The sequence below is a fragment of the Pseudomonas sp. E102 genome, from assembly GCF_052660185.1.
Window position 1 is genome coordinate 4,118,357 of record NZ_CP084025.1, and the last position, 24,155, is coordinate 4,142,511.

Consider the following 24,155-nt stretch of genomic DNA (forward strand, 5'->3'; position numbering starts at 1 on the left):
GCCTGGCCGATGCAGAACTCGTATCAATCGATTTGAGCTCATGTAATGCGCCAGCGAACATGGCCGCACCTTCCAATAACAAGGGGAACGTCATGCCTGCCCACTTCCATAATCCGGTCGCCACTTATTTTGGCGGCGGTAGCTTGAGCCAGATCACTGCACTCACCGAGGGCCAGACGGTCGCCTTGGTGACTTTCCCGGAAGCCCGTGGCCTGGGCGTGATCGATAAGATCCAGGCGCTGCTGGGTGAGCGTCTTATTCATATCGTGGAAGATGTGCAGCCCAACCCGGATGTCTCGCAGTTGAGCGCCACTTACGAGCGCTTCTGGGCACAGGCCGGAGGTTGTGAAACCGTGTTGGCGGTGGGAGGGGGCAGTGCGATCGATACCGCCAAGGCTCTGATCGTCGGTACGGCATCAGGGCGTTTCGATGAACTGCTGACTTTGCTGGGCAGTGGCAAGCCCTTCACGCCGGCGCGCTGCAAGGCGCTCATTGCAGCACCTACAACAGCCGGTACTGGCAGCGAAGTGACGCCATGGGCAACGATCTGGGATTCAGGCCAGCAAAAGAAGTACTCGCTGCATCTGGAATGTACCTGGCCCAAAGCGGCAATCATTGACCCGGACCTGATGCTCACTGTGCCGGCAGGTGTGACGGTATCCACCGGCCTTGATGCCCTGTCACATGCGCTGGAGTCGATCTGGAACGTCAACGCCAACCCGATCTCCGACACTTTTGCGACCTCTGCCATCGAAGACATCCTGGACTGCCTGCCTCGCTTGCGCCAGGACCTGTCCAGCCGCGAGCTTCGTTCGCGAATGGCGTTGGCAGCCCTGAAAGCGGGCCTGGCATTTTCCAACACCAAGACCGCGCTGGCCCATTCCATTTCCTACGAGATGACGCTGCGTCATGGCTTGCCGCACGGCATCGCCTGCTCCTTTACGCTGCCACACGTGCTGGGGCTGGCGTGGGGCCGCGACGCCGCTCGGGACCAGACGCTACAGCGTGTCTTTGGAACTGACCTGGCCGAGGCCCAGGAGCGCTTGCGCAGCTTTCTCCATCACCTGGACGTGAAGACCGAGTTCACCGACTACGGCGTGACGGAGGTCGAGGCGCAGGAGATGATCGTTTCTGCCATGCAGGGCGCCCGCGGCAAGAATTTCATCGGCTCGCGGGCTGCCTGATACGTCGCTTACCCAAACGAGGGCGACTGATTAGGCCGCCTATTTCCTGTTGCACCGAATAAGAGTGCCGTTCTTCGACCACCTGGTTGAAGGCGTAACAAAAAGGAAAACATGATGAATCGTGAGCATGCTCTGTCTGGTCTCGCTGTGTCCGCAGCTCCCTCCTTTCGCTTGGCTCAGTGGCGAATGCTGCTGGCGGCGATGTTCTGCTACCTGTTTTTCTACACCGGTCGGCAAACGTTCGGCTTCGCAATTCCCGGCATGCAGGCTGAGTTCGGCCTGAGCAAGGAGACCCTGGGCTGGGTTTCTGCGGCGATGCTGTGGGCTTACGCCATCGGCCAAGCTATCAATGGAAACCTGGCGGACAAGTTCGGCGGGCGCCGCATCATGACGCTGGGGGCTGTCCTCTCCTGCGCCGCCAATTGGGTGACCAGCTTCGCCAGCGGCATCGTCAGCCTCATCCTACCGTGGGGCGTCAATGGCTACTTTCAGGCGCTTGGCTGGGCGCCAGGTAGCCGTCTGCTGTCCAATTGGTGGGGAGTGTCGGAGCGCGGCAAGGTATATGGGTTCTACGTGTTCGCGGCAGGTTGTGCCTCGATTCTGTCCTATGTCACATCGGTGGTCGTGCTGGAAGTGTTAGAGCTCGAATGGCGCTGGATTTTCCGTCTGCCAGTGTTGCTCATGCTGGCCGGCGGTATCCTGTTTTACTTCATCGCCCGGGAGCGCCCACAGGACATGGGGTTCGAGCCGCTTACCGACACCGGCGTGGCAAACGCCGATGACAAGGGACAAGAAGCCTCGGATGAAGTCGAGACCTCGGCTCAGCGCTACAAAGCAGTCCTGAAGAATACGCGTCTGATCATCGCCGCCGTTTCTCTCGGGTTTCAGAATGCGGCGCGGTATGGCTTGATCGTCTGGGTGCCGGTGCATTTCCTGGGTGCCGACTGGAAAAGCGGCGACAGCTGGATCGATCCGAAATGGATCACCGTCGCGCTGCCGGTTGGCATGGCGGTAGGTGCGCTCAGCAACGGTTGGGTATCCGACAAGTTATTCGGCTCCAAGCGCTACCTGGCCATCATGTTGTACATGTTCCTCGGCGCAGCCACCAGCCTATGGATGTGGAGCCTGCCGGCACATAGCACCGTCGGCTTGATCGCCCTGTTCCTCTGCGGTTTCTTCGTCTACGGCCCCGCCTCCAGCTTCTGGGCGCTGTGCCCCGATCTGGTTGGCGCCAAGCGCGCAGGCACCGCCACCGGCATCATGAATTTCTCCTCTTACCTGTTCGCCGGCCTGGCTGAGCCATTGATCGGCAGCATGCTGGACAGCACGGGCAACACGTCATTGATATTCGTAGTCGTCGCTTCTGCCTGTATCTGCAGTGCAATGGTCGCATTGTTCGTACGGCGCTGACCTAGGCTTAACCAGCGGAACTCACGAAATCGGTAATCGCCATGTATCAGTACCACAAATGGCTTCGCTCCTTTCACGCAGTCGCTCGCAATGGCAGCTTCACGCTTGCTGCTGAGTATCTGAGCGTGGGACAGCCGACTGTCAGCGAGCAGGTGAGCGCGTTGGAGAACATGTTCTCCGTCGAGCTCTTCCATCGTCGCGGGCGTTCCATCGAGATGACGGCTGCCGGTCGCCAACTCTATGCGATCACCCAGGGCCTGTTCGGTCAGGAGGATGAAGCCGTGCAATTGCTGCAGAGCTTCCGCCAACGAAAGGCAGGTTTGTTGAGGCTCGGCGCAGTTTCGCCGCCCATCGCCATGAGCCTGACGTATGCGTTGATGCAGCAGTACCCGGATGTGGAGTTGGAAACGTCTTTTTCCTCTGAACGGGAAACACTGGATCGGCTTTACAACTTCGACATCGATGTGGCGATCCTGGCGCTCTCGGAGTTCGATCATCGCCTGCACACACAGTTATATCGGCGTTACCCGATTGTCGGCGTGGTCCGCGAGGATCATCCATGGGCAGGACTGGAACAGGTTCGGATCGAACAGATTCGCGGCGAGCGGGTGGTTTTGCGCGAGCAGGCTTCACGCACCCGGCAGTTGGTGGAAGAGGCCTGTCATCGAGCCGGCATCGAGCTCGACTGCGCCATGCAGCTCAACAGCCGCGAAGCGATCGTGCATGCCATCGCTCAGGGCATAGGTATCGGTTTCGTCTCGGCGGTGGAATACGCGGAAACGCCCGGTACCCGGCCGGTCACCTTTGTCGATCATCCGTTTCACATCGAATATCACCTGTGCTGCCTGGGCATTCGTCGTAACCGACCAATGATTGTCGAGCTATTCGAAAACTGCACACCGCCACCGACCTGAATGCCATCGATTTCATCACTCAGCCTCACCATTCAATGGGGGGGCAGGACTTTTTCACTCGTCATTTGGAGATGCACCATGAACTACAACCAACCGACACAACTGCAAGCGGCCATTCTCGACTGGGCAGGTACCGTCGTTGACTTTGGCTCCTTCGCGCCTACGCAGATCTTTGTCGAAGCGTTCGGCGAGTTCGGGGTCGAGGTGTCCCTTGAAGAGGCACGCGGTCCGATGGGGATGGGCAAGTGGGATCACATCCGAACCCTGTGCGACATGCCCGCGGTTGCCGAGCGCTACCGCGCAAAATTTGGCCGTACGCCTACGGATGCGGACGTCACGGCGATTTATGAGCGCTTCATGCCGCTGCAGATCGACAAGATCGGCCTTCATTCGGCATTGATTCCGGGCGCGCTGGAGGCCATCACGGTGTTGCGTGATAAGGGTTTGAAGATCGGCACCTGCTCGGGCTACCCGGCGGTGGTGATGGAGAAGGTCGTGGAGTTGGCTCGCCGCAACGGTTATGAGCCTGATCACGTCGTGGCCACCGATGAAGTGCCCAATGGCCGCCCTTATCCAGCACAGTCCCTGGCCAACGTCATCGCACTGGGTATCAGTGATGTCGCGGCCTGTGTGAAAGTCGATGACACCTGGCCAGGCATTTTGGAAGGTCGCAGCGCCGGCATGTGGACGGTCGCACTGACCTGCTCGGGCAATGCTCTAGGGATGACCTACGAGCAATACAAGAGCATGCCTGGGGATAAGCTGGATCAGGAGCGCAACCGCATCGGTCGCATGTTCGAGGGTTCGCGCCCGCACTACTTGATCGACACCATCGCCGAGTTGCCGGCGGTGATCGATGACATCAATGCACGCCTGTCGAGAGGCGAAATGCCTCAAAACACCTGAGTTCCTGTTCCCGGGTATCGGGCAGCTGGCATCGTCACTTGCCTTATCAGGCGCGCCGACCCTGGCGCAGCCCAACAAAAAAGACGCCCAAAAGGCGTCTTTTTTGTGCCTGCCATTTCATAACCCACGAAGCAGCGGCATTCATCTCCCACTAGTAGACCGATCGACTAGAAACGATTAGCATCGCCCCCATGAATACTCTAAAGATCCGCGAAACATCCGACGTCCGCCAAGGCATCCTTGATGTGGGCCAAAGAATCATGGCCGCCAAAGGTTATACCGCGGTGGGTCTGAACGAGATCCTGGCGACTGCCGGTGTGCCGAAGGGCTCGTTCTATCACTACTTTGGCTCCAAGGACGCGTTTGGCGAGGCCCTGCTCGAGAACTATTTCGAGACTTATCTCGACGATATCGACCGGACCCTCGCCCAGCCGGGCCTGACGATGGCGCAGCGTCTGCTGGACTATTTCCGCATCTGGCAGGACACCCAGTCCTTTCATGATTGCCAGGGCAAGTGCCTGGCGGTGAAGCTGGGCGTGGAAGTCGCTGACCTTTCCGAGGCCATGCGTGCAGTGCTTAACCGCGGTACGTCAGGAATCATCGATCGCCTGGCGAGTGGGATCGAGTCCGGCTTGGCCGAGGGCTCATTGACCATCAGCGGTACTCCCCACGAGGTTGCGCAGAGCCTCTATCAACTTTGGGTCGGCGCTAGCGTCATGGTGAAGATCACCAAGAGCGTCCGACCCTTCGAGACGGCGATGTCCACGACTCGCCAGCTTCTCAACCTGTCCTGATGCACCGGCATGAGCGGTGTAGCGCCCGTCACGGCGTCGCACTGCTCGCGTCATCCCTCGCCGCTTTTTCCCCGACGTTTCTACGATTCTTCCCACGCTCACTTGCAGCCCCTGAACAGCACCCGTAAAAAATTTCAAAAAGTTACTAGACGACCGGTCTAATTTGAAATACCGTAGCAACACGTTCACCTCTGGGAACAAAGAACTACAGCCTTAGCCAGTCAACCAATGATCGTTCGCCGCCAACCATCTAGACGACCGGTCTAATTTAACGATTTGTCGTGACCTCACGATCCAACTGAAAAAAGGAAGCACAAATGAAAATTCTCATGGTTCTGACCTCACACGACACCCTTGGCGATACCGGCCGCAAAACCGGTTTTTGGCTCGAAGAGCTGGCGGCGCCTTATTACACCTTCCTGGGCGCCAACGCCGAGATCGTCCTGGCGTCCCCAGCGGGAGGCCAGCCACCGCTCGATCCGAAGAGCAACGAGCCGTCCTTCCAGACTGACCTGACCCGCCGCTTCGAAACCGATGCCGTAGCCACCGCGCTGCTCGCCAACACCGTGCGCCTGGACAGCGTATCGCCTGCCGATTTCGATGCGGTTTTCTACCCAGGCGGCCACGGCCCGCTGTGGGATCTGGCAGAAGACCCGGTCTCGATCCAGTTGATCGAGTCCTTCATCGCCGCCGGCAAGCCCGCTGCCTTGGTGTGCCATGCCCCGGGCGTCCTGCGCCATGTAAAGAAGGCTGACGGCACACCCTTGGTCGAAGGCAAGCAAGTTGCCGGTTTCACCAATTCCGAAGAAGAGGCAGTCGGCCTGACCCACGTCGTGCCCTTCCTGGTCGAGGACATGCTCAAGGCCAACGGCGGCCTGTACTCGAAAGGCCCGGACTGGGCCTCCTACGTGGTTCGCGACGGCCTGCTGATCACCGGCCAGAACCCCGGCTCGTCCAGCGAAGCCGCGAAGGTCCTGACAGAGCTGCTGAACAACGCCTGATCAAGCCTTGGGCGGGAGACGCCGCAGGTCTCCCGCACTCTACGACATCCCCCGACGCCATCGGCAAAAGCCCTCACATTCCTGGAGACACCCATGACTGCGTTCAACTTGCAGCAGATCAAAGACGCTGGCTGGCTGAAAGAAGCCAACTATATCGACGGCCTGTGGGTGGCAGCGGATGACGCCAGCCACTTCGCGGTAAACGACCCAGCCACCGAGAGCCAGATCGGCCAGATCCCTTGGAGCGGCGCTGTTGAAACACGTCGCGCCATCGACGCCGCACAGGCAGCGTTCGCATCCTGGTCACTGACCACCGCGGCAGAGCGCGCCATCCTGCTCAATCGCATGGCGCAGTTGGTACGCGACAACCTCGACATCCTCGCCAGCATGCTGACGCTCGAACAAGGCAAGCCGCTGGCCGAAGCGCGCAACGAAATGAAACTGGGCGCCGACTACATTCAGTGGTTCGCCGAAGAGGCGCGGCGCATCAATGGCGAGATCATTCCCTCGCCTTGGAAAGACCGGCAGATCCTGGTCACCCGCGAGCCCGTCGGCGTGGTGGGAGCGATCTCGCCGTGGAACTTCCCCTTCTCCATGCTCTCGCGCAAAGTCGCTCCGGCGCTGGCGGCCGGCTGCACTATCGTCATCAAACCATCCGAATTCACGCCGTTCTCCGGCCTGCTCTATGGTGTGTTGGCGCAGCAAGCAGGCATCCCCGCCGGTGTGGTCAATGTCGTCACAGGCGACGGTGCCGCGGTGGGCGGCGAACTGTCCGCCAACCCGTTGGTGCGCAAGATCACCTTCACCGGTTCCACCCGCGTCGGCAAGCTGCTGTACAAGCAATCCGCCGACAGCATGAAGAAATTGTCGATGGAGTTGGGCGGCAACGCACCGACCATCATTTTCGACGACGCCGACCTCGACCTGGCCGTCGAAAATGCCATCGCCGGAAAATTTCGCAACAGTGGCCAGACCTGCGTATGCACCAACCGCTTCTATGTCCAGGACGGTATCTATGACGAGTTCGCTAAGCGCCTGACGGCACGGGTCCGGCAGCTGAAAATCGGCAACGGCTTCGATGAGGGCGTCGAGCAAGGCCCGCTGATCAACCAGGCCGCCGTCAGCAAGGTCGATGCGCACGTGCGAGACGCCCAAGCCAAAGGCGGTCGCGTATTGCTGGGTGGCAAACGCCATGCGCTCGGCGCGACGTTTTATGAGCCCACCGTGATCGCTGACGCCACAGCCGACATGCTCATCGCCCAGGAAGAGACCTTCGGCCCCGTGGCCGCGCTGTTCCGCTTCAGCACCGAACAAGAAGGCATCGACGCCGCCAACGCCTCCGAGTTCGGCCTGGCCGCGTACTTCTTCACCCGCGACCTGGCGCGCACCTTCCGCGTCTCCCGCGCCTTGCAGAGCGGCATGATCGGCATCAACGCCGGGGTCATCACCACCGTCGAAGCGCCCTTCGGCGGGGTCAAGGATAGCGGTATCGGCCGCGAGGGCTCGACTCACGGCCTGGATGAATACCTCAACCTCAAATACCTCAGCCTCGGTGGTTTGTAAGCCAACCCGACATTGACGCGACAAGGAATCGAATCATGGAACATCGCTCGTTGTTCGAGCCCACCTCGTTGGGCTCCATCACGCTGAAGAACCGCATCGTCATGCCGCCACTCACCCGCCAACGCAGCGGACAGCCCGGCGACATTCCCACGGCCCTGATGGCTCGCTACTACCAACAACGGGCCAGCGCCGGCCTGATCGTCAGCGAAGGCACCCAGATCGAGCCTCGGGGCAAAGGTTATGCCTGGACGCCAGGCATCTACAGCCAGGCGCAGATCGATGGCTGGCGCACCGTGACCGACGCCGTGCATGCCAAGGGCGGGGTGATTTTCGCCCAGCTTTGGCACGTTGGCCGGGTGTCCCACAACGCACTGCAGCCCAACAACGCCGCCCCCATCGCGCCGTCGCCGATCCAGGCGCAAAAGGCCAAGGCCTTCATCGAAACCGGCCCTGGCACCGGTACTCTGGTGGAACCGTCCATGCCTCGGGAATTGAGCGTCGCCGAGATCAAGACGCTGGTCGAACTCTATGCCCAGGCCGCACGCAATGCCCAGAGCGCCGGCTTCGATGGCATTGAAATCCACTCGGCCAATGGCTATCTGGTCAATCAGTTCATCTCGACCCATGCCAACCAGCGCACCGATGAATACGGCGGCTCGCTGCACAACCGCCTGCGCTTCTTGCGCGAAGTGGTGCAAGCCGTCAGCGCCGTGGTCGGGCCCGAACGCGTCGGGGTGCGCTTCACGCCGCTGTTCACCAGCACCGACGAAGACCGGGTGTACATCGGCTTTGTCGAAGAAGATCCGCACCAGACCTACATCGAGGCCATCAAGGTGCTTGAGCAAGCAGGCGTAGGCTACCTCTCGATCGCCGAAGCCGACTGGCCGAATGCGCCGGACCTGCCCGACGCGTTTCGTCGCGAGGTCAGACGCACGTTCAGCGGTCGCATCATCTATGCCGGTTTGTACACTGCGGATCGCGCGGCACGCCTGGTCGAAGCGGGCCTGGCCGACCTGGTTGCGTTCGGTCGTCCCTTCATTGCCAACCCCGACTTGCCTGAGCGCATCGCCAACGGCTGGCCGCTGAACACTCTGGACGCCGCTGGGCTGTATGGCGGCAACGAGCAAGGGTTCACCGACTACCCGCGGTACAGCCCCTCCACATCTGACGTAAAAGAAGAGGTATTGGCATGAACGAAGGAATCGCAGGCAAAGTCGTCCTGATTACCGGCGGCAGTACCGGCATCGGCGCCGAAGTCGCTCGCCTGCTGGCCGCACGCGGCGCCAAGGTGGCAGTGGCCGCACGGCGGACTGACAAACTGGAGGCAGTGGTGGCCGGGATCGCTCGCCAGGGTGGCGCGGCCAAAGCCTACACCCTCGACGTCACCGACAAACGCCAGGTCGAGGCCGTGGTCGCCGCGGTCGTGACCGACTTCGGCAAGCTCGACGTGCTGATCAACAACGCCGGACTGATGCCGATTCGCCCCATGGCGGAGGTCAACACCGATGAATGGGACGCCATGATCGACGTCAATCTCAAGGGCACGCTCTACGGTATCGCAGCGGCGCTGCCACGTTTCCTCGCGCAGGAAAGCGGACACATCATCAACCTGAGCTCCGTGGCTGGAGTGAAAGTCTTTGCACCCGGTGGAACGGTGTACTCGGGAACGAAGTTCGCCGTCAGCGCCATTTCCGAAGGCTTGCGCCAGGAAGTAGGCGACAAGGTTCGCGTGACGTCCATCGCACCCGGCGCGGTGGACAGCGACCTCAAGCACAGCACCTTCGGCACAGCCAAAGACACCGTGCTGGACTTCTATAAGAAAGCAATCCCGGCTGCCTCGGTGGCTCGTGCCATCGCTTTCGCGATCGAGCAGCCGAACGATGTGGACATCAACGAAATCGTGCTCCGTCCGACTCAACAGGAATTTTGACAACAGGGAAAGACAAAAGGGGACTTGACCGTAGAGGACTTCAGGTGCGGATCGTCCACCGGTACTCGGGACATACGTAGCCGCATCGAATGAATTTTTCTTCACCCCGGGTCTTCATGTGATCCGTTACAGTCCCCTCGCTCATTCAAGAAACTAAGGTTTTAGCCCGCTCTCCCGCGGGCTTTTTTTTGCCTGTCATTCCTCATCCCGACAAAAAAACTTTCAGATTCAGGACCAGCCGCCGATACAGCTCCGTTAAACGTTTTTGCTGGCTCTTAACAACAACAATCTTCCAGCCAACCGACGATCAAGCAGCGCAACGTTCCTGGAGGAATTTGATGAATAGCTGGTTTGGCAACATTAGCGTCAACATGAAACTGGGCCTGGGCTTCGGCCTGGTGCTGGTACTGACTTGTCTCCTGGCCCTGACCAGTTGGACCAGCCTGGGTGGCTTGATAGACCGCAGCAACTGGATGAGCGACATCACCCAGCTCAACGCTGGCCTGACCAAGCTGCGCGTCACGCGCCTGCAATACATGCTGACCAACGGCGACGAGACCGCCGCGCAAAATGTACAGACCACCCTTGATGGTTTCCTGGCGCAGCAGAACGCGCTGCTCAACAGTTTCAAAAGCCCTGCAAACGTCAAACTGCTCAAAGAGCAGAATGCGACCATCAACGCCTATCAAGTGTCGCTGAACAAAATGCGCAGCGCCTACCGTACCGGCAACTCCGCCCGTGAGGTCATGGGCGCAAACGCCGAGACGGCCTACAAGCTGATCGAAGCAATCGATTCGGACGTCAAGCAAATGGCCCTCAGCGATGAACGCTTTGAGCAGTTCCAGGCCATTACCCAGACCAAGCAGGCGTTCATGCTGGCTCGTTATGAAGTGCGCGGCTATACCGCCAACCCCAACGCCGATACCGAACGCAAGGCCTTCGCCCAACTGGATGCCGCCATCGCGTCGCTCAAGCCGCTCGATGAATACTTCGCCAGTACCCGCCAAGGTGAGCTGCGCCAGCTTGAGTCGACCCTGGTCCAATACCGCAGCGCCGTACAGGCTTTCAAATTGGCCACGGCCGATGTTGTACAGGCACGCAAGGAAATGACTGACCAAGGCGCGGCCATCGTCTCCCTGAGCGAGCAGCTGTACCAGATCCAACTCGATCGTCGCGACGCCGAAAGCGCCCAAGCCCGCACGCTGCAACTGGTCAGCACCTTGCTGGCCTTGTTGGTGGGCGTCATTGCCGCCGTGGTCATCACTCGCCAGATCACTCGCCCGCTGCGTGAAACGCTCGCCGTGGTAGAGCGCATCGCCGGCGGCGACCTGTCGCAGAACGTTATCGTTACCCGTCGCGATGAACTCGGCGTCTTGCAACAAGGCATCGCCCGCATGGGCGTGACCTTGCGCGACCTCATCAGCGGCATCCGCGATGGCGTGACGCAGATCGCCAGCGCCGCCGAAGAGCTGTCGGCCGTCACCGAGCAGACCAGCGCCGGGGTCAACAGCCAGAAAGTCGAGACCGACCAGGTCGCGACCGCCATGCATGAGATGACCGCCACGGTCCAGGAAGTCGCCCGCAACGCCGAAGAAGCGTCCCAAGCCGCGGCCGCCGCCGACGGTGAAGCCCGTGATGGCGACCAGGTGGTCAACGAAGCCATCGCTCAGATCGAACGCCTGGCCAGTGAAGTGGTGCGCTCTACCGATGCGATGACCGTTCTGCAGCAGGAAAGCGACAAGATCGGCGCGGTGATGGACGTCATCAAGGCCGTCGCCGAGCAGACCAACTTACTGGCGCTCAACGCCGCCATCGAAGCGGCCCGCGCCGGTGAAGCCGGTCGTGGCTTCGCAGTCGTCGCCGACGAAGTCCGTGGCCTGGCCCAACGCACGCAGAAATCCACCGAGGAAATCGAAGGCCTGGTGGCCGGCCTGCAGAACGGCACCCAGCAAGTGGCCGCCGTGATGAACAACAGCCGCAACCTCACCGACAGTAGCGTGGCACTGACCCGCAAGGCCGGCGTGTCACTGGAGAACATCACCCGCACGGTGTCGAACATCCAGTCGATGAACCAGCAGATCGCCGCCGCCGCCGAGCAACAGAGCGCCGTGGCCGAAGAGATCAGCCGCAGCATCATCAACGTGCGCGATGTCTCCGAACAAACCGCCGCCGCCAGCGAAGAGACCGCAGCGTCCAGTGTTGAACTGGCGCGGTTGGGCGGTCAGTTGCAGCAGATGGTCAGTCATTTCAGGGTTTGATTACGCAAACGCCCGCTTCCAATGGAAACGGGCGTCTTGCCTACCGATGCAGCTCAAGCGTTCCAGGGGTTGATCACCTCAATCCCCGGAAACTCGAAGTCTCTTATGTTGCGTGTGGCAATCGGCGCGCCGTGAGACCGGCAAATAGCCGCAATTTGCGCATCGGCCATACCCGCCGCCTTACCCTTGGCCTCACACGACGCAACAAGCGTTGCGTACTCAACAGCCGCATGGGCATCAAAAGATAAAATCCTGCCTGCAAAATCCTCTTCAAAAATTGCCATCGCATGGGATTCGAGCTTCTGCTTTCGCTTGCCGAAGGGCAGCCTGGCTATACCATGAAGAATTTCCGCGACCGTGATAGCGCAGATGACCAGATCCATCGCTGGCTGTGAATCGACCCAAGTCAGAACTTTTGTATCCGGCTCAACGCGCATGAATTCGGAAATCACATTGGTATCGAGGATTATCATTCAGAGAAATCCACCGCCTTTGCTTTTTCGTCACGGGACGGTAGGTCAAGCTCAACGCCCCCCAGGGCCCGGAACCTGTTTCGAATACGACTTCCCAATCCTCCCGCAGAATTAACCGTGGCCAGTGCGCGCCCCAGGATAAGACGAGCCTCTTCCTCCATTGAATGACCATTGTGAGCCGCAGCGATACGCAGTTGCTCTTTTATTTGATCATCTAGATTTCGAATCGTGATACTAGCCATAACGCCACCGCAATCAATGAAATCATTGACTGCAAGATTAGTCGACGAGTCGTCGAATTGTCCAGCCGCCGTTACACACTGATCGCGTTCGTAAAGACCAACCGATTCCCAAACGGATCCATCACGGTCATGTCCTGGCTACCCCACGGCATGGCCTGGATCTGTGGATGGGCGTAGCGATATTGCTTGGCGATCAATTGCTGCTGGAAGACTTCCAGTTCATCAGTCTCGATTCGCAACGCCGAGCCCGGCGTGCAATCGCCATGGTGCTCGGACAGGTGCAGCACGCAGTCACCACGGGAGACTTGCAGGTACAACGGAAAGTCGTCACCGAAGCGGTGTTGCCAGTCGACGGTAAAGCCCAGGAAGTCGACATAGAACGCCAACGCCTTGGTTTCATCGAAGATCCGCAGGATCGGAGTGGTTTTACCGAAGCTCATGGGTTGCTCCCTGGCTGAAAAGACCCAGTTTAGATGGGTTGACTCCAATGCTTCGGCCTGTGATTGGGCTTCTTTAGTGTCGTAGTGCCATTATTGTGGCGTCAATTAATGCAACTGCTTGCCTTTGAATGCTATCGGGAGCAGTGAAATCCGTGGCGCAGGTCGCCTTCACGCGCCAGGAAACGTCCTTCTCTTTTGCCATTCGCTTGCCCTTTGCAATAACTCAGGATGCCGTTGACCCACACGCCGTCAATGCCTTCCGCCGCCCGTTGCGGTTCGTTGAAGTCCGCGACGTCGCGGATGGTCTGTGGATTGAACAACACCAGGTCCGCCCAATGTCCTTCACGTATTTCGCCCCGCTCCTTCAGGCCGAAGCGCGCGGCTGAAAGCCCTGTCATCTTGTGGACGGCGGTATGCAGCGGAAAAAGCCCGATGTCTCGACTGAAATGTCCCAAGACTCGAGGGAAAGCGCCCCACAGCCGTGGGTGCGGAAAGGGGTCTTCGGGCAGGCCATCAGAGCCGACCATGGACAAAGGGTGCGCGAGGATTCGTCTTACATCGCTTTCATCCATGCCGTAATACACCGCACCTGCCGGCTGTAGGCGACTCGCCGCTTCCAGAAGCGACACGTCCCATTCGGCGGCGATGTCTGCCAGGTCTCGACCGCCCATGGGCGGATGCGGTGTCGACCAGGTGATGGTGATGCGATGGGCATCGGTCACCTGTTTGAGGTCCAGTGTCGAAGAGCTCGCCGCATAGGGATAGCAGTCACAACCGACTGGGTGGGTTTTCGCCGCGTTTTCCAACGCCGCGAGCACCTGTGGACTACGTCCCCAGTTACCGGCGCCGGCACATTTGAGGTGGGAAATAATGACCGGGCTCTGGGCATGACGACCTATCTGGAACGCCTCGTCCATGGCTTCCAGCACCGGCTCGAATTCGCTGCGCAGATGGGTGGTGTAGACCGCGCCGAACGCCGCCAACTCTTCGGTCAATTGCATGACCTCGTCAGTGGATGCGCAGAACGCGTTGGCATAGGCCAGGCCGGTGGACAGGCCCAGCGCACCGTCCTCCAGGCTTTCACGCAGTTGCTGACGCATGGCGGCGATTTCTCCTGCGCTGGCGGTGCGCAACAAGTCGTCCAGATGATTGCTGCGCAGCGCCGTGTGCCCGACCAAGGCGGCTACGTTGACCGCTGGTGTCGCCGCCTCCACCGCCGAACGATAATCAGCGAAGCGTGGGTAGGCAAACGCCTGGGCGGTGCCGAGCAGGTTCATCGGGTCCGGCGGATCGCCCTGAAGGCGAACCGGCGACGCGCTGATGCCGCAGTTGCCGACGATCACCGTGGTCACGCCCTGGCTGAGCTTGGGCAGCATTTGCGGTTGGCGGATGACCACCGTGTCGTCGTGGGTGTGCACGTCGATGAATCCTGGCGCCAGCACGCGGCCAGCGGCGTCGATTTCGTCAACCGCCCGGGTGTCGCCCAGATCGCCGATGCGCTCGATGCGACCCGCGCGAATCGCCACGTCGGCGTTATAGCCAGGCTTGTCGTGACCATCGATCACCAAGGCGTTGCGGATGAGTGTGTCGTACAGCATGTCAGTCTCCCAGCGGCAGGCGATCGTCGCCGCCACGGTAATCGTCCAGGGCAAGCTTGACCCGCCGCAGGCGCTCTTGATTGTCTTGCGGATGAGCCAGCGCCAGTTCAGTGGCGAGCACATCGATGGCCAGCAGCATGCCGTAGCGCGCCGCCGTGGGTTTGTAGATGAACGAGGTTTCGGCGCCTTGCAGCGGCAGCACCACGTCGGCCAGGCGGGCCAGTGGCGAGTCGGCACGGGTGATGGCCAGGATCGGAGCACCGTAGCCGCGGGCCAGTTCAACCGCGCTCAACAACTCTGGCGTGATACCAGTCAGTGAACAGGCAATCACCAAGTGTTGATCGCTCAGCGAAGTGGCCGTGATGCGCATCATCACCGGGTCGCGGCAGGCGGCGATCGAGTAGCCGAAACGCACCAGGCGCACCTGTAATTCTTCGCCACACAGCGCCGACCAGCCACCGAGGCCGAACGCATGGACCATTCGTGCCTTGCCGATCATCCGTACCGCATCGCCGAACTGCGGCTCTTCGAACGCTGCCAAGTGCTGACGCAACGTCGATTCGATGTCCCCAACGATCTGTCCATAAAACGCCGATTGCTCGGGCGCGCCGGCGGGGTCGAGGAAGCGGCTGCCGACGCCACTGGCCTGGGCCAGTTGCAGGCGTAGGTCTCGCAGATCGCGGCAACCGACGGTACGGGCAAAGCGCGACAGCGTGGCGCTGCTGACTTCCGCGCGCTGGGCCAACTCTTCCAGGCTGGCGGAGGCGGCAAATCCTACGTCGTCGAGCATCAGCCGGGCGATTCTTCCTTCGCCGGCGCTGAAAGAATCCTGACGGGAGCGGATCTGGTAGAGGATGTCCATGACGGTTCCTTGCAATGGCGGTCAGAGCACGCGGGCAAGCCCAAGGGTCAAGGCGAACGCGACCAGGGATATCAATGTCTCGAGCACGGTCCAGGTCTTGAACGTTTGCGTGACGGTCATATTGAAGTATTCCTTGATCAGCCAGAAGCCGCCGTCATTGACGTGGGAAAAGATAACCGACCCAGCTCCGGTCGCCAGCACCAGTAACTCGGGATGGGGATAACCCAGGCCAATCGCCACGGGCGCGACAATGCCCGACGCCGTCGTCATCGCCACCGTGGCCGACCCCGTTGCAACACGCATCAATGCGGCGAACAGCCACCCCATCACCAGGGGCGACAATTGAAACTCCTGGGCCAGGCCGACGATTTGCTGAGTGACCCCGGCATCCACCAAAATCCTGTTCAAACCACCGCCCGCCCCCACCAGCAAGGTGATGCTGGCCGTCGGCGCCAGGCATTCGTTGGTGAACCTGAGGATCGACTCGCGGCTGAAGCCTTGGGCGAGGCCGAGGGTCCAGAAGCTGAGGATGGTCGCCAGCAGCAGGGCGATCACCGAGTTGCCGATAAACAACAGGAACTGATTGAAACCGCTCCCCGGCGTGGAGATCAGGTTGGCCCAGCCGCCAATCAGCATCAGGATCACCGGCAACAGAATCGTCCCCAGCGTTATGCCGAAGCCAGGCAGATTGGCCCGTGGCTCCCGATCGAGAAATTGGCGCTCCAGCGGGTTTTCAGCGGGCAGTTGGATGCGCGGTACGATGAACTTGGCGTACAGAGGTCCGGCGATGATCGCAGTGGGAATGCCGACCAGGATCGCGTACAGCAAGGTCTGCCCCACCGACGCCTGGAACGCCTGCACCGCCAGCATCGCGGCCGGGTGCGGCGGCACCAGCGCATGGACCACCGAAAGCCCGGCGACCATTGGCAGCCCCACCATCAAAATCGACACGCCCACGCGTCGGGCGATGGTAAAGGCGATAGGCACCAGCAGCACAAAACCGACTTCGAAAAACAGCGGCAAACCGACCAGGAATGCGATGCAGACCATTGCCCAATGGGCATTGCGCTCGCCGAATCGTTCGATCAACGTCTGCGCCATCCGCTCCGCGCCGCCGGACTCGGCCATCATCTTGCCAAGCATCGTGCCCAAGGCCACCACCAACGCGATGTGCCCCAGCGTCTTGCCGACACCCGCCTCGTACGCCCCCACCACACCCGAGGGCGGCATCCCGGCCAGCAACGCCAGGCCGATGGAAACCAGGGTAATCACGATGAACGGATTGAGCCGGTAGCGCGCAATCAGGACGATCAATGCAATGATGGCAATGGCCGCGTAGACCAATAGCCAATAACCGAAAGCAGGTGCCATGCGTTACTCCTCGAATGGGGTCACGTCGATGTGTTGTGAAAGTCATAAATCATTTCGACGGGAAATCTTCAAACCCACTGAAAGTAATTTTCGCGCACAGACAAAAAATGTCGCTGATGGACATCGCGACAGGGCGACGATGAAAATTCAGCGCAAGATTTTCATCGCCCACAGACGACTGGCCGCCCTGCACTCAATTCCGTACCATCCGCACCTGTCTTCACACCGCTTCCCCGGCAGCCGACCGTCCACCGGCGCCCAGTCAGGTAAACCATGAAACCAGCACGCCTTCGCGCCGACGCCCTCGCCGGCCTCACGACTTCTTTCGCCTTGCTCCCCGAATGCATCGCCTTCGCCCTGGTGGCGCACCTCAACCCATTGATGGGGCTGTACGGCGCGTTCATCATTTGCACGCTGACCGCGTTGTTCGGTGGTCGGCCCGGGATGGTGTCGGGCGCGGCGGGGTCCATGGCGGTGGTGATCGTCGCGCTGGTGGTACAGCACGGCGTGCAATACCTGTTGGCGACCGTGCTGCTGGGCGGGTTGATCATGACGGCGTTTGGGCTGCTGCGACTGGGCAAGCTGGTGCGCATGGTGCCGCATCCGGTGATGCTGGGGTTCGTCAATGGCCTGGCAATTGTCATCGCTTTGGCGCAACTGGAGCATTTCAAGCGCGACGGCGCCTGGCTCAGTGGCCCCACGCTCTACCTGATGGTCGGCCTGGTGGCGCTGACGATGGCCATCGTCTACCTGCTGCCGCGCCTGACCCGCAGCGTGCCGCCCGCCCTGGTGGCGATCCTCGGCGTTGGCCTGGCGGTCTATCTGCTTGGCTTGCCTACCCGGACGCTGGGCGACATGGCGCACATTGCAGGCGGCTTGCCGGTTTTCGCCCTGCCGGACATTCCCTGGAATCTCGAAACCCTGCTGATCGTCGCGCCTTACGCCGTCATCATGGCGATGGTCGGTTTGTTGGAAACCCTGCTGACCCTGAACCTGACCGACGAAATCACCGAGAGCCGCGGTTATCCTGACCGTGAATGCGTGGCGCTGGGCGCGGCCAACATGGCCTCCGGGTTGTTCGGTGGCATGGGCGGTTGCGCCATGATCGGCCAGACGATGATCAACCTCAGCTCGGGCGGCCGCGGGCGGATATCGGGCGTCGTGGCCGGGGTGATGGTGTTGCTGTTCGTGTTGTTCCTGTCGCCGCTGATCGAGCGCATTCCGCTGGCGGCGCTGGTGGGCGTGATGTTCGTGGTGTCGCAGCAGACATTCGCCTGGGCCTCGTTGCGAGTGGTCAACAAGGTACCGGCGAACGATGTGCTGGTGATCATCGCGGTGACTGTCATCACGGTATTCACCGACCTGGCCGTCGCCGTGCTCTGCGGGATTATCATCGCGGCGCTCAACTTCGCCTGGCAACAAGCCCGGGAGCTGTATGCCGACGCGCAACTGGAAGCGGACGGCAGCAAGCTCTATCGCGTGCACGGCACCTTGTTCTTCGCCTCGACGACGCCGTTTCTCAACCAGTTCGATCCGGCCAACGACCCTGATCTCGTTACCCTTGACTGTCGTCACCTGAGCTTCGTCGACTACTCGGCCATCGCCGCGCTGATGACCCTGCGCGAGCGCTACAGCAAGGCCGGCAAGCACCTGCGGGTGTTTCATCTGTCCGAGCGTTGCAAGCAGATGCTCAAGCGCGCGGATGTGCACCACGATTGACAGGACCCCGGCACAAAATTTGTGGGAGCGAGCTTGCTCGCGACAGCGTTGGGCCAGCCATATCAATGCTGACTGACCCGGGGCCATCGCGAGCAAGCTCGCTCCCACAGGTTCCACGCTTTAATTAACGATCTGGTCGGCTCTCTTGGGACTCGAAGCGTACCCGGCGAGCTTGCCCTGGATGAAGTCCAGGAAGCACTGGATGCGCAGGGCCAGTTGGGAGTTGCGGTAGTACACCGCATTGATCGGCTGGCGATAACCGCTGTTGGCATCGGCGAGCAACACCTTGAGCCGACCGGCGCGGATGTCGTCCCGGGTCATGAAGTCCGAGAGGCAGGCAATGCCCTGCCCTTGCAGCGCCAGGTGACGCACCGTTTCGCCGCTGGACGCACTGATGGCCGGCTGGATCGGCCAGCGATCGCCGTGGATGTGACGCAGTGGCCACTGGTTGAGCCCGTCGTTCTGGGCAAACCCCAAAAGCGAATGTTCCGCCAGTTCGGCAACGCTTGAGGGCGTCCCCCGCCGCTTCAAGTAAGCCGGACTGGCAAGAATGTGCAACGGGCTGCAACCCAGTGAGCGGGCATGGAGCGTCGAGTCCGTGAGCGTACCGATACGAATGGCGACGTCCGTGCTTTGTTCGAGCAAATCGATGATCAAGTCGTTGCTGTTGAGCTCCAGCTGGATATCCGGATACAGCGTGCGGAACTCTTCGATGTGGGGGACGATGGCGTGGAGCATGAACGGCGATGCCGCGTTGATCCGCAAGCGCCCGGCGGGGGTCTTATGGCGAGACGACAACCGCTCTTCCAGCTCATCCATCTGGTCGAGAATGCCCTTGGCCTGCTCGAAGAAGTACTTGCCCTCCTCAGTCAGGTCCATGCGCCGCGTGGTGCGGTTGATCAACGTGGTGTCGAGCTTGGCTTCCAGGCGCGACAAGGTGCGACTGACCGCCGAGGGTGTCTGCCCGACTTGCTCGGCGGCGGCGGAGATCGACCCGCATTCGATCACGCAGACGAAGATCTGCAACTCGTCGGATCTGGCTTTCACAGGTGTCCTCTCGCTTTCAGGCAAGTCCCGATAGTAGCCCGATTACCGCGAAAGGCCGAACACCTCGATCAGATGCCGCTCATACCGCGCCACATCTTCTTCGATGTTCGGGCGCTTCATCACGTCCACGCACAGGAAGGTCGGCAGAGCGGTCATGCCCAGGAATTGATTGGCCTTGTGGAATGGGAAATACACCGCGTCCACGCCCTTGGCTTCGAAGAAGTCCGTCGGGTCGTCGAAGGCTTGCTGCGGGGCGTTCCAGGTCAGCGACAACATGTATTGCTTGCCCTGTACCAAACCACCGCTGCCGTATTTTTGCGACGCATCGGAACGAGTCCGGCCGTCATTGGCATAGAGGCTACCGTGGCCTTCGGTAAAGACTTCGTCGATGTATTTCTTCACGGTCCACGGAGCGCCCATCCACCAGCCGGGCATCTGATAAATGATTACGTCGGCCCAGAGAAACTTGGCGACTTCTTCCTTGATGTCGTAGCCACCGTCGATGAAGGTGGTTTTCACATCAAGGCCGCCGCGGTCCAGGACGCTGAGCGCGGTGTCGTGAAGGGTGGCGTTGTAGCGACCGTCGGAATGGGCGAATTGCTTACCGCCGTTGAGCAACAGGACTTTTTTCATTGCAAGCCTCATCGATTCCAGGCGTGGCCGCTGGGCCGTCGCTCACTGGAAGATTAAAAAGATGGCGGCAGAGTACCGATGAGACTCGCGTGGAATAAGCACCCGAACGGCAAAACTGTTTTGATCCATATGCACGAATCGCTGCCCGATTGTTGCCTTAAACTCTTACAGTCCTTTAAACCTGGAGCCCGAGCCCTGATGAGTGAATTGCACGGTTTCATCCTGCATGCCAAGACCCGACCGGAAAAAGCCGAAGCCTTCGAAGCCTTGTTCCGCGCTTACGTCGAACCGAGTCGGGCCGAGCCCGGCTGCATCGAGTACCACATGTTGCGGGACCAGCAGGACCCGACGTTATTCATCTTCTATGAAATCTGGGCATCCCAGGCCGATCTGGATGTGCACTCGAACCTGCCGCATATGAAGCAATTTTTCGAACAGCGTATGGATTACCTGGAACGAGACTTCGAGATTCGTCGCGTCGGCATGCTCAGCCCCTCTTCGGCTAACCGCTGATCAAAAGATGGCCGCCGAGCACACCGAGGCCGATGAAAAACACCCGCTTGAACAGCACGGCGCTGAGCCGCTGGCGCAACCATTGCCCCAGCCACATCCCCAGCAACGCCGGTATCAGCGCCAGCAGCGACGCGCTCAACTCACCGCCGCCCAAGGCGCCTCGCCACAACAGCCCGGCCGCCAAGGCCAATGTTGAAACGGTAAATGACAAGCCCAGGGCCTGGACCAGCTCATCTCGGTTCAAGCCCAACGCCTGGAGATAAGGCACCGCTGGAATCACGAACACGCCAGTGGCCGAAGTGATCACACCGGTGAGCAAGCCGCAAAGCGGAGCAAGCCAGCCTTCTTGCCCGACACCGACCCGCAACGTCGGTAGAAACAAGCCGCTCAACGCGTAAACCATCAGCGCGGCGCCCAGTCCCTTTATTGCCCATGCCCCGCCCACCATGCCGATCCACAACGTACCGAATCCGGTGCCGATGAAAATCGCCAGCAGCAGCGGCCACAGCCGCCGTATGAGCGCGCGCAAATGCCCGCCAAACGTCAACTGCCAGACATTGGTCAGTGTCGCCGGAATGATCAACAGCGCTGCAGCCTGCATCGGGGCCATAGCCAGCCCGAGCAAGCCCATGGCGATGGTCGGCAGGCCGAGACCGATCACCCCCTTGACGGTACCGGCCAGCAGGAAGGTGCCAATGACCAGCAGGGAAAGGGCCGGGCCGAGGTTCTGGTAGAAAGCGAAGAGTGTGTCCATAGGGCTATCGTGCGCCCCGGGCCTTGGTTTTGAAATGTGCCATATACTGAGGGTGCCTCTCTTCCTGCAAGAGGCTGGTAATTTTGGCGATGCTACTGGCGCCATCGCGAGCAAGCTCGCTCCCCTAAGGGATTGCGTTCGAAACTGTGGGAGCGAGCTTGCTCGCGATGACGATAAACCGGCACCGCAACACTGAGACAGGATCCCCGGCCATGCACCTCGACTTCACCGACCTGCGCCTCTACCTGAACGTCCTCGACGCTGGCAACATCACCGCCGGCGCGGCCCGCAGCCATTTGTCCCTGGCTGCGGCCAGTGCGCGAATCCGTGCCATGGAGGCGTCCCTGGGCATCGACCTGCTTGAACGCGGGCGACGCGGCATCACCCCGACGCCGGCCGGCAAGGCGCTGGCCGAACATGCGCGGATCCTGCTGCAACATGCCGAACGCCTCCAGCAGGATCTGGCCGAATACGCCCGAGGCGCGAAAGGCCGGGTGCGGCTGCTCTGCAACACCAGCGCCATGACCGAGTACCTGCCCGAATTGCTCGCCGGTTTTCTCAAGGCCCATCCCAATCTCGACATCGACCTGCAGGAGTTGCCCAGCTCCCGGATCACCCATGCGCTGCGCCAGGGCACAGCGGACCTGGGTATCGTTTCCGACGCGGTGAACACCGATGACCTTCAGGCCTGGCCATTTCGCGACGACCCGCTGGTATTGATCCTACCGACCGGACATTCGCTGGCTGACGGCCGAGCCGTGCGTTTCAGCGAGACCCTCAATCACGACTATATCGGCCTGAACGCCTCCAGCGCCTTGGCGATCCACTTGGAAGAACAGGCCCTGCACATCGGCTCACGCATGCAGATCCGCATTCGCGCCGACAGTTTCGATGGGGTGATTCGCATGGTGGCCCACGGCGCTGGCATCGCTATCGTGCCAAAGGCTGCCATCGACCGGCGACCGTCCGAGCGCGCGTATCGGTGCGTCCCGTTGCAAGAGACCTGGACCCGACGAGCGCTGCTGCTCTGCGCCCGTAACTTCGAAGGTTTGCCGCCCTATGCCAAAGCCCTGGCTCAGCATTTGGCCGAATAATGCGCGCTTCTGGACAGCCCGGTGTCGAGCACAGGCATCTGCCCAGTCCTGCTCCGCGCTAGGGTGCAGCTTCTTTTTTGCCCCTTTTCGGAGCTCACATGACCGCCCCCATCACCGTCCTGCGCGACACCCATCCGCTGCCCGTACTCGATGCCTGCAAATGGGAAAAACTCGAAGGCGATCCGCACACCGTCAACCTCAATGCTTACACCAGCGAAGACGGCAGCAAGATCATGGGCACCTGGATTTGCACGCCCGGCAAATGGCGTGTGGACTATGTGAAGTGGGAGTACTGCCATTTCCAGGAAGGCTATTGCGTGATCACCCCGGACGGCATGGCGCCGATCCATCTGCGCGCCGGTGACATCTTTGTCGTCGAGCCGGGCATGAAAGGCACTTGGGAAGTGGTCGAGACCGTGCGTAAGTATTTCGTGTTTGCCTGACGTAAAAAAGCCGAGAGACCACCCGACGCGGTCGCTCGGCAAATAACTTCCAGAATGCACTACCCAGTGGCGAGGGGATTTATCCCCTCGCCACAAAAACTTCAGAGCGCCTCAAGTTTTACTGCGGCTTGCGATAGCTGTTAACAATCGCCGAGAAATCCTGGCCGCCCTCGCCCCGCTGGCTCATCGCCTGATATAGCTGCTGCGCCACCGCGCCTAATATCACCGGCTGACGGGCTTGGCGCGCGGCTTCGGTGGCCAGGCCCAAGTCCTTGAGCATCAAGTCCGCGCCGAAACCGCCGGTATAACCGCGCGCCGCTGGTGCCGTTTCGATCACGCCCGGCCATGGGTTGTAGGTATCCGAACTCCAGCACCGCCCGGTCGAGCTGTTGATGATGTCGGCCAGCACCTGGGTGTCGATCCCCAAGGCATCGCCCAGCGCCATGGCCTCGCTGACACCCACCATGGAAATCCCCAGCAGCAGGTTGTTGCAGATCTTGGCGATCTGCCCGGTGCCGACTTCGCCGCAGTGCACGATGTTGCGGCCCATTTGCGCCAGCACCGGTTGCAGGGTGGCGAACAGCTCGTCCGTAGCGCCAACCATGAAGGTCAACGTGCCCGCCGCCGCGCCGCCAGTACCGCCCGAGACGGGCGCATCGGCCATCGCCACTCCTTGCTTCGCAGCGGCGACCGCCACGTCACGAGCGGTCTGCGGATCGATGGTGCTGCAATCAACGGCCGGCGTACCAGCGGCGATGCCGGCAAGCACGCCGTCCTCACCCAGCCAGACACTGCGTACATGGGCGGCGGCCGGCAGCATGGTAATCACCAGCGCCGCACCCTGGGCCGCATCGCGGGGCGAGGCGCTGATCGTGCCGCCCAACGCCGCCAGTTCGGCCAGCACCGTCTGGTTCAGGTCGAACAGGTTCAGCGAATGGCCGGCCTTGAGCAGGTTGCGCGCCATGGGGGCGCCCATGTTACCCAGGCCGATAAATGCGATGTTCAT

The 24,155-nt window shown here is 60.7% G+C and carries 24 protein-coding genes and 1 pseudogene; 15 read left to right on the forward strand and 10 right to left on the reverse strand.

The window, feature by feature from the left end; genetic code table 11:
* The first annotated feature begins 92 nt into the window (after nucleotides 1-92).
* The 11 genes and pseudogenes from psrA to DOCECA_RS18845 all read left to right on the forward strand — a co-directional run bounded on the left by psrA (nucleotide 93) and on the right by DOCECA_RS18845 (nucleotide 11,960).
* Nucleotides 93-1,184, forward strand: a complete 1,092-nt coding sequence (gene psrA, locus DOCECA_RS18795; RefSeq protein ID WP_434649015.1) for an iron-containing alcohol dehydrogenase PsrA — start codon at nucleotides 93-95, stop codon at nucleotides 1,182-1,184.
* Between the two features lie 114 nt (nucleotides 1,185-1,298).
* Complete coding sequence (locus tag DOCECA_RS18800) at nucleotides 1,299-2,594, forward strand: MFS transporter (protein ID WP_434560779.1); 1,296 nt, start codon at nucleotides 1,299-1,301, stop codon at nucleotides 2,592-2,594.
* Between the two features lie 41 nt (nucleotides 2,595-2,635).
* Nucleotides 2,636-3,508 carry a LysR substrate-binding domain-containing protein gene (locus DOCECA_RS18805; RefSeq protein ID WP_420765623.1) on the forward strand — a complete coding sequence of 291 codons (873 nt, stop codon included), beginning with the start codon at nucleotides 2,636-2,638 and terminating at the stop codon, nucleotides 3,506-3,508.
* Nucleotides 3,509-3,586: 78 nt separating this feature from the next.
* The gene (gene phnX / locus DOCECA_RS18810; RefSeq protein ID WP_434560780.1) at nucleotides 3,587-4,414 is read left to right on the forward strand and encodes a phosphonoacetaldehyde hydrolase; all 828 of its coding nucleotides are present in this window, start codon (nucleotides 3,587-3,589) and stop codon (nucleotides 4,412-4,414) included.
* Nucleotides 4,415-4,605: 191 nt separating this feature from the next.
* Nucleotides 4,606-5,208, forward strand: a complete 603-nt coding sequence (locus DOCECA_RS18815; RefSeq protein ID WP_445570922.1) for a TetR/AcrR family transcriptional regulator — start codon at nucleotides 4,606-4,608, stop codon at nucleotides 5,206-5,208.
* Between the two features lie 317 nt (nucleotides 5,209-5,525).
* Nucleotides 5,526-6,209 carry a type 1 glutamine amidotransferase domain-containing protein gene (locus DOCECA_RS18820; protein WP_420765626.1) on the forward strand — a complete coding sequence of 228 codons (684 nt, stop codon included), beginning with the start codon at nucleotides 5,526-5,528 and terminating at the stop codon, nucleotides 6,207-6,209.
* Between the two features lie 93 nt (nucleotides 6,210-6,302).
* Nucleotides 6,303-7,772, forward strand: coding sequence for an NAD-dependent succinate-semialdehyde dehydrogenase (locus tag DOCECA_RS18825; protein WP_434560783.1), 1,470 nt, complete (start codon nucleotides 6,303-6,305; stop codon nucleotides 7,770-7,772).
* Between the two features lie 35 nt (nucleotides 7,773-7,807).
* Nucleotides 7,808-8,965 carry an alkene reductase gene (locus DOCECA_RS18830; RefSeq protein ID WP_445570923.1) on the forward strand — a complete coding sequence of 386 codons (1,158 nt, stop codon included), beginning with the start codon at nucleotides 7,808-7,810 and terminating at the stop codon, nucleotides 8,963-8,965.
* A complete protein-coding gene (locus DOCECA_RS18835) occupies nucleotides 8,962-9,702 on the forward strand; it encodes an SDR family oxidoreductase (protein WP_434649019.1) in 741 nt (246 codons plus the stop codon). Before DOCECA_RS18830 ends, DOCECA_RS18835 begins: the two co-directional genes overlap by 4 nt.
* 473 nt (nucleotides 9,703-10,175) lie before the next feature.
* Nucleotides 10,176-11,054, forward strand: a pseudogene (locus tag DOCECA_RS18840) (methyl-accepting chemotaxis protein); the annotation flags it as partial.
* Nucleotides 11,055-11,255: 201 nt separating this feature from the next.
* Nucleotides 11,256-11,960 (forward strand): methyl-accepting chemotaxis protein, encoded by a 705-nt coding sequence (locus DOCECA_RS18845; RefSeq protein ID WP_420765661.1) that lies wholly within the window; start codon nucleotides 11,256-11,258, stop codon nucleotides 11,958-11,960.
* Nucleotides 11,961-12,013: 53 nt separating this feature from the next.
* Here DOCECA_RS18845 and DOCECA_RS18850 read toward each other — a convergent pair whose 3' ends face one another.
* The 6 genes from DOCECA_RS18850 to DOCECA_RS18875 form a co-directional block, all read right to left on the reverse strand.
* Nucleotides 12,014-12,433 (reverse strand): type II toxin-antitoxin system VapC family toxin, encoded by a 420-nt coding sequence (locus DOCECA_RS18850; RefSeq protein WP_434560789.1) that lies wholly within the window; start codon nucleotides 12,431-12,433, stop codon nucleotides 12,014-12,016.
* Entirely contained in the window at nucleotides 12,430-12,675 is a 246-nt protein-coding gene (locus DOCECA_RS18855) for a FitA-like ribbon-helix-helix domain-containing protein (protein ID WP_039592371.1), read from the reverse strand. The genes DOCECA_RS18850 and DOCECA_RS18855 overlap by 4 nt, the downstream gene beginning before the upstream one ends.
* Before the next feature lie 71 nt (nucleotides 12,676-12,746).
* Nucleotides 12,747-13,115, reverse strand: coding sequence for a glyoxalase superfamily protein (locus tag DOCECA_RS18860; RefSeq protein ID WP_434560793.1), 369 nt, complete (start codon nucleotides 13,113-13,115; stop codon nucleotides 12,747-12,749).
* 131 nt (nucleotides 13,116-13,246) lie between these two features.
* Nucleotides 13,247-14,713: an N-acyl-D-amino-acid deacylase family protein gene (locus DOCECA_RS18865; RefSeq protein WP_434649021.1), complete on the reverse strand. Its 1,467-nt coding sequence runs from the start codon at nucleotides 14,711-14,713 to the stop codon at nucleotides 13,247-13,249.
* Nucleotide 14,714: 1 nt separating this feature from the next.
* A complete protein-coding gene (locus tag DOCECA_RS18870; RefSeq protein WP_434675833.1) occupies nucleotides 14,715-15,575 on the reverse strand; it encodes a MurR/RpiR family transcriptional regulator in 861 nt (286 codons plus the stop codon).
* A gap of 21 nt (nucleotides 15,576-15,596) precedes the next feature.
* A complete protein-coding gene (locus DOCECA_RS18875) occupies nucleotides 15,597-16,946 on the reverse strand; it encodes a GntT/GntP/DsdX family permease (protein WP_420765634.1) in 1,350 nt (449 codons plus the stop codon).
* A 273-nt stretch (nucleotides 16,947-17,219) separates the two neighbouring features.
* On the opposite strand from DOCECA_RS18875, the gene DOCECA_RS18880 reads away from it, so the two are divergent.
* The gene (locus tag DOCECA_RS18880; RefSeq protein ID WP_445570924.1) at nucleotides 17,220-18,665 is read left to right on the forward strand and encodes a SulP family inorganic anion transporter; all 1,446 of its coding nucleotides are present in this window, start codon (nucleotides 17,220-17,222) and stop codon (nucleotides 18,663-18,665) included.
* Nucleotides 18,666-18,785: 120 nt separating this feature from the next.
* Here the strand turns inward: DOCECA_RS18880 and DOCECA_RS18885 are convergent, their stop codons facing one another.
* Both DOCECA_RS18885 and DOCECA_RS18890 read right to left on the reverse strand, forming a co-directional pair.
* Nucleotides 18,786-19,712, reverse strand: coding sequence for a LysR substrate-binding domain-containing protein (locus DOCECA_RS18885; protein WP_434560799.1), 927 nt, complete (start codon nucleotides 19,710-19,712; stop codon nucleotides 18,786-18,788).
* A gap of 42 nt (nucleotides 19,713-19,754) precedes the next feature.
* Nucleotides 19,755-20,345 (reverse strand): NAD(P)H-dependent oxidoreductase, encoded by a 591-nt coding sequence (locus DOCECA_RS18890; protein WP_434649025.1) that lies wholly within the window; start codon nucleotides 20,343-20,345, stop codon nucleotides 19,755-19,757.
* Nucleotides 20,346-20,543: 198 nt separating this feature from the next.
* On the opposite strand from DOCECA_RS18890, the gene DOCECA_RS18895 reads away from it, so the two are divergent.
* On the forward strand, nucleotides 20,544-20,858 hold the full coding sequence (locus DOCECA_RS18895) for a putative quinol monooxygenase (protein ID WP_445570925.1): 315 nt from the start codon (nucleotides 20,544-20,546) through the stop codon (nucleotides 20,856-20,858).
* On the opposite strand, the gene DOCECA_RS18900 is transcribed toward DOCECA_RS18895, so the two are convergent.
* Nucleotides 20,848-21,612 (reverse strand): sulfite exporter TauE/SafE family protein, encoded by a 765-nt coding sequence (locus tag DOCECA_RS18900; RefSeq protein WP_434560801.1) that lies wholly within the window; start codon nucleotides 21,610-21,612, stop codon nucleotides 20,848-20,850. The two genes, DOCECA_RS18895 and DOCECA_RS18900, sit on opposite strands and share 11 nt — an antisense overlap.
* Before the next feature lie 212 nt (nucleotides 21,613-21,824).
* On the opposite strand from DOCECA_RS18900, the gene DOCECA_RS18905 reads away from it, so the two are divergent.
* Both DOCECA_RS18905 and DOCECA_RS18910 read left to right on the forward strand, forming a co-directional pair.
* The gene (locus tag DOCECA_RS18905) at nucleotides 21,825-22,706 is read left to right on the forward strand and encodes a LysR family transcriptional regulator (protein ID WP_434649027.1); all 882 of its coding nucleotides are present in this window, start codon (nucleotides 21,825-21,827) and stop codon (nucleotides 22,704-22,706) included.
* 98 nt (nucleotides 22,707-22,804) lie between these two features.
* Nucleotides 22,805-23,149 carry a cupin domain-containing protein gene (locus tag DOCECA_RS18910; protein WP_003177747.1) on the forward strand — a complete coding sequence of 115 codons (345 nt, stop codon included), beginning with the start codon at nucleotides 22,805-22,807 and terminating at the stop codon, nucleotides 23,147-23,149.
* Nucleotides 23,150-23,267: 118 nt separating this feature from the next.
* Here the strand turns inward: DOCECA_RS18910 and mmsB are convergent, their stop codons facing one another.
* Complete coding sequence (gene mmsB / locus DOCECA_RS18915) at nucleotides 23,268-24,155, reverse strand: 3-hydroxyisobutyrate dehydrogenase (RefSeq protein ID WP_445570926.1); 888 nt, start codon at nucleotides 24,153-24,155, stop codon at nucleotides 23,268-23,270.

Excerpts from the sequence above, each read along its gene's own strand:
- phnX (WP_434560780.1), top strand. The coding sequence starts at position 3,587 with ATGAACTACAACCAACCGACACAACTGCAAGCGGCCATTCTCGACTGG.
- DOCECA_RS18875 (WP_420765634.1), bottom strand. The coding sequence starts at position 16,946 with ATGGCACCTGCTTTCGGTTATTGGCTATTGGTCTACGCGGCCATTGCC.
- DOCECA_RS18865 (WP_434649021.1), bottom strand. The coding sequence starts at position 14,713 with ATGCTGTACGACACACTCATCCGCAACGCCTTGGTGATCGATGGTCAC.
- DOCECA_RS18910 (WP_003177747.1), top strand. The coding sequence starts at position 22,805 with ATGACCGCCCCCATCACCGTCCTGCGCGACACCCATCCGCTGCCCGTA.
- DOCECA_RS18895 (WP_445570925.1), top strand. The coding sequence starts at position 20,544 with ATGAGTGAATTGCACGGTTTCATCCTGCATGCCAAGACCCGACCGGAA.
- mmsB (WP_445570926.1), bottom strand. The coding sequence starts at position 24,155 with ATGAACATCGCATTTATCGGCCTGGGTAACATGGGCGCCCCCATGGCG.
- DOCECA_RS18830 (WP_445570923.1), top strand. The coding sequence starts at position 7,808 with ATGGAACATCGCTCGTTGTTCGAGCCCACCTCGTTGGGCTCCATCACG.
- DOCECA_RS18850 (WP_434560789.1), bottom strand. The coding sequence starts at position 12,433 with ATGATAATCCTCGATACCAATGTGATTTCCGAATTCATGCGCGTTGAG.
- DOCECA_RS18890 (WP_434649025.1), bottom strand. The coding sequence starts at position 20,345 with ATGAAAAAAGTCCTGTTGCTCAACGGCGGTAAGCAATTCGCCCATTCC.
- psrA (WP_434649015.1), top strand. The coding sequence starts at position 93 with ATGCCTGCCCACTTCCATAATCCGGTCGCCACTTATTTTGGCGGCGGT.
- DOCECA_RS18815 (WP_445570922.1), top strand. The coding sequence starts at position 4,606 with ATGAATACTCTAAAGATCCGCGAAACATCCGACGTCCGCCAAGGCATC.
- DOCECA_RS18855 (WP_039592371.1), bottom strand. The coding sequence starts at position 12,675 with ATGGCTAGTATCACGATTCGAAATCTAGATGATCAAATAAAAGAGCAA.
- DOCECA_RS18860 (WP_434560793.1), bottom strand. The coding sequence starts at position 13,115 with ATGAGCTTCGGTAAAACCACTCCGATCCTGCGGATCTTCGATGAAACC.
- DOCECA_RS18820 (WP_420765626.1), top strand. The coding sequence starts at position 5,526 with ATGAAAATTCTCATGGTTCTGACCTCACACGACACCCTTGGCGATACC.
- DOCECA_RS18905 (WP_434649027.1), top strand. The coding sequence starts at position 21,825 with ATGCACCTCGACTTCACCGACCTGCGCCTCTACCTGAACGTCCTCGAC.
- DOCECA_RS18835 (WP_434649019.1), top strand. The coding sequence starts at position 8,962 with ATGAACGAAGGAATCGCAGGCAAAGTCGTCCTGATTACCGGCGGCAGT.
- DOCECA_RS18900 (WP_434560801.1), bottom strand. The coding sequence starts at position 21,612 with ATGGACACACTCTTCGCTTTCTACCAGAACCTCGGCCCGGCCCTTTCC.
- DOCECA_RS18825 (WP_434560783.1), top strand. The coding sequence starts at position 6,303 with ATGACTGCGTTCAACTTGCAGCAGATCAAAGACGCTGGCTGGCTGAAA.
- DOCECA_RS18870 (WP_434675833.1), bottom strand. The coding sequence starts at position 15,575 with ATGGACATCCTCTACCAGATCCGCTCCCGTCAGGATTCTTTCAGCGCC.
- DOCECA_RS18880 (WP_445570924.1), top strand. The coding sequence starts at position 17,220 with ATGAAACCAGCACGCCTTCGCGCCGACGCCCTCGCCGGCCTCACGACT.
- DOCECA_RS18845 (WP_420765661.1), top strand. The coding sequence starts at position 11,256 with ATGACCGCCACGGTCCAGGAAGTCGCCCGCAACGCCGAAGAAGCGTCC.
- DOCECA_RS18805 (WP_420765623.1), top strand. The coding sequence starts at position 2,636 with ATGTATCAGTACCACAAATGGCTTCGCTCCTTTCACGCAGTCGCTCGC.
- DOCECA_RS18800 (WP_434560779.1), top strand. The coding sequence starts at position 1,299 with ATGAATCGTGAGCATGCTCTGTCTGGTCTCGCTGTGTCCGCAGCTCCC.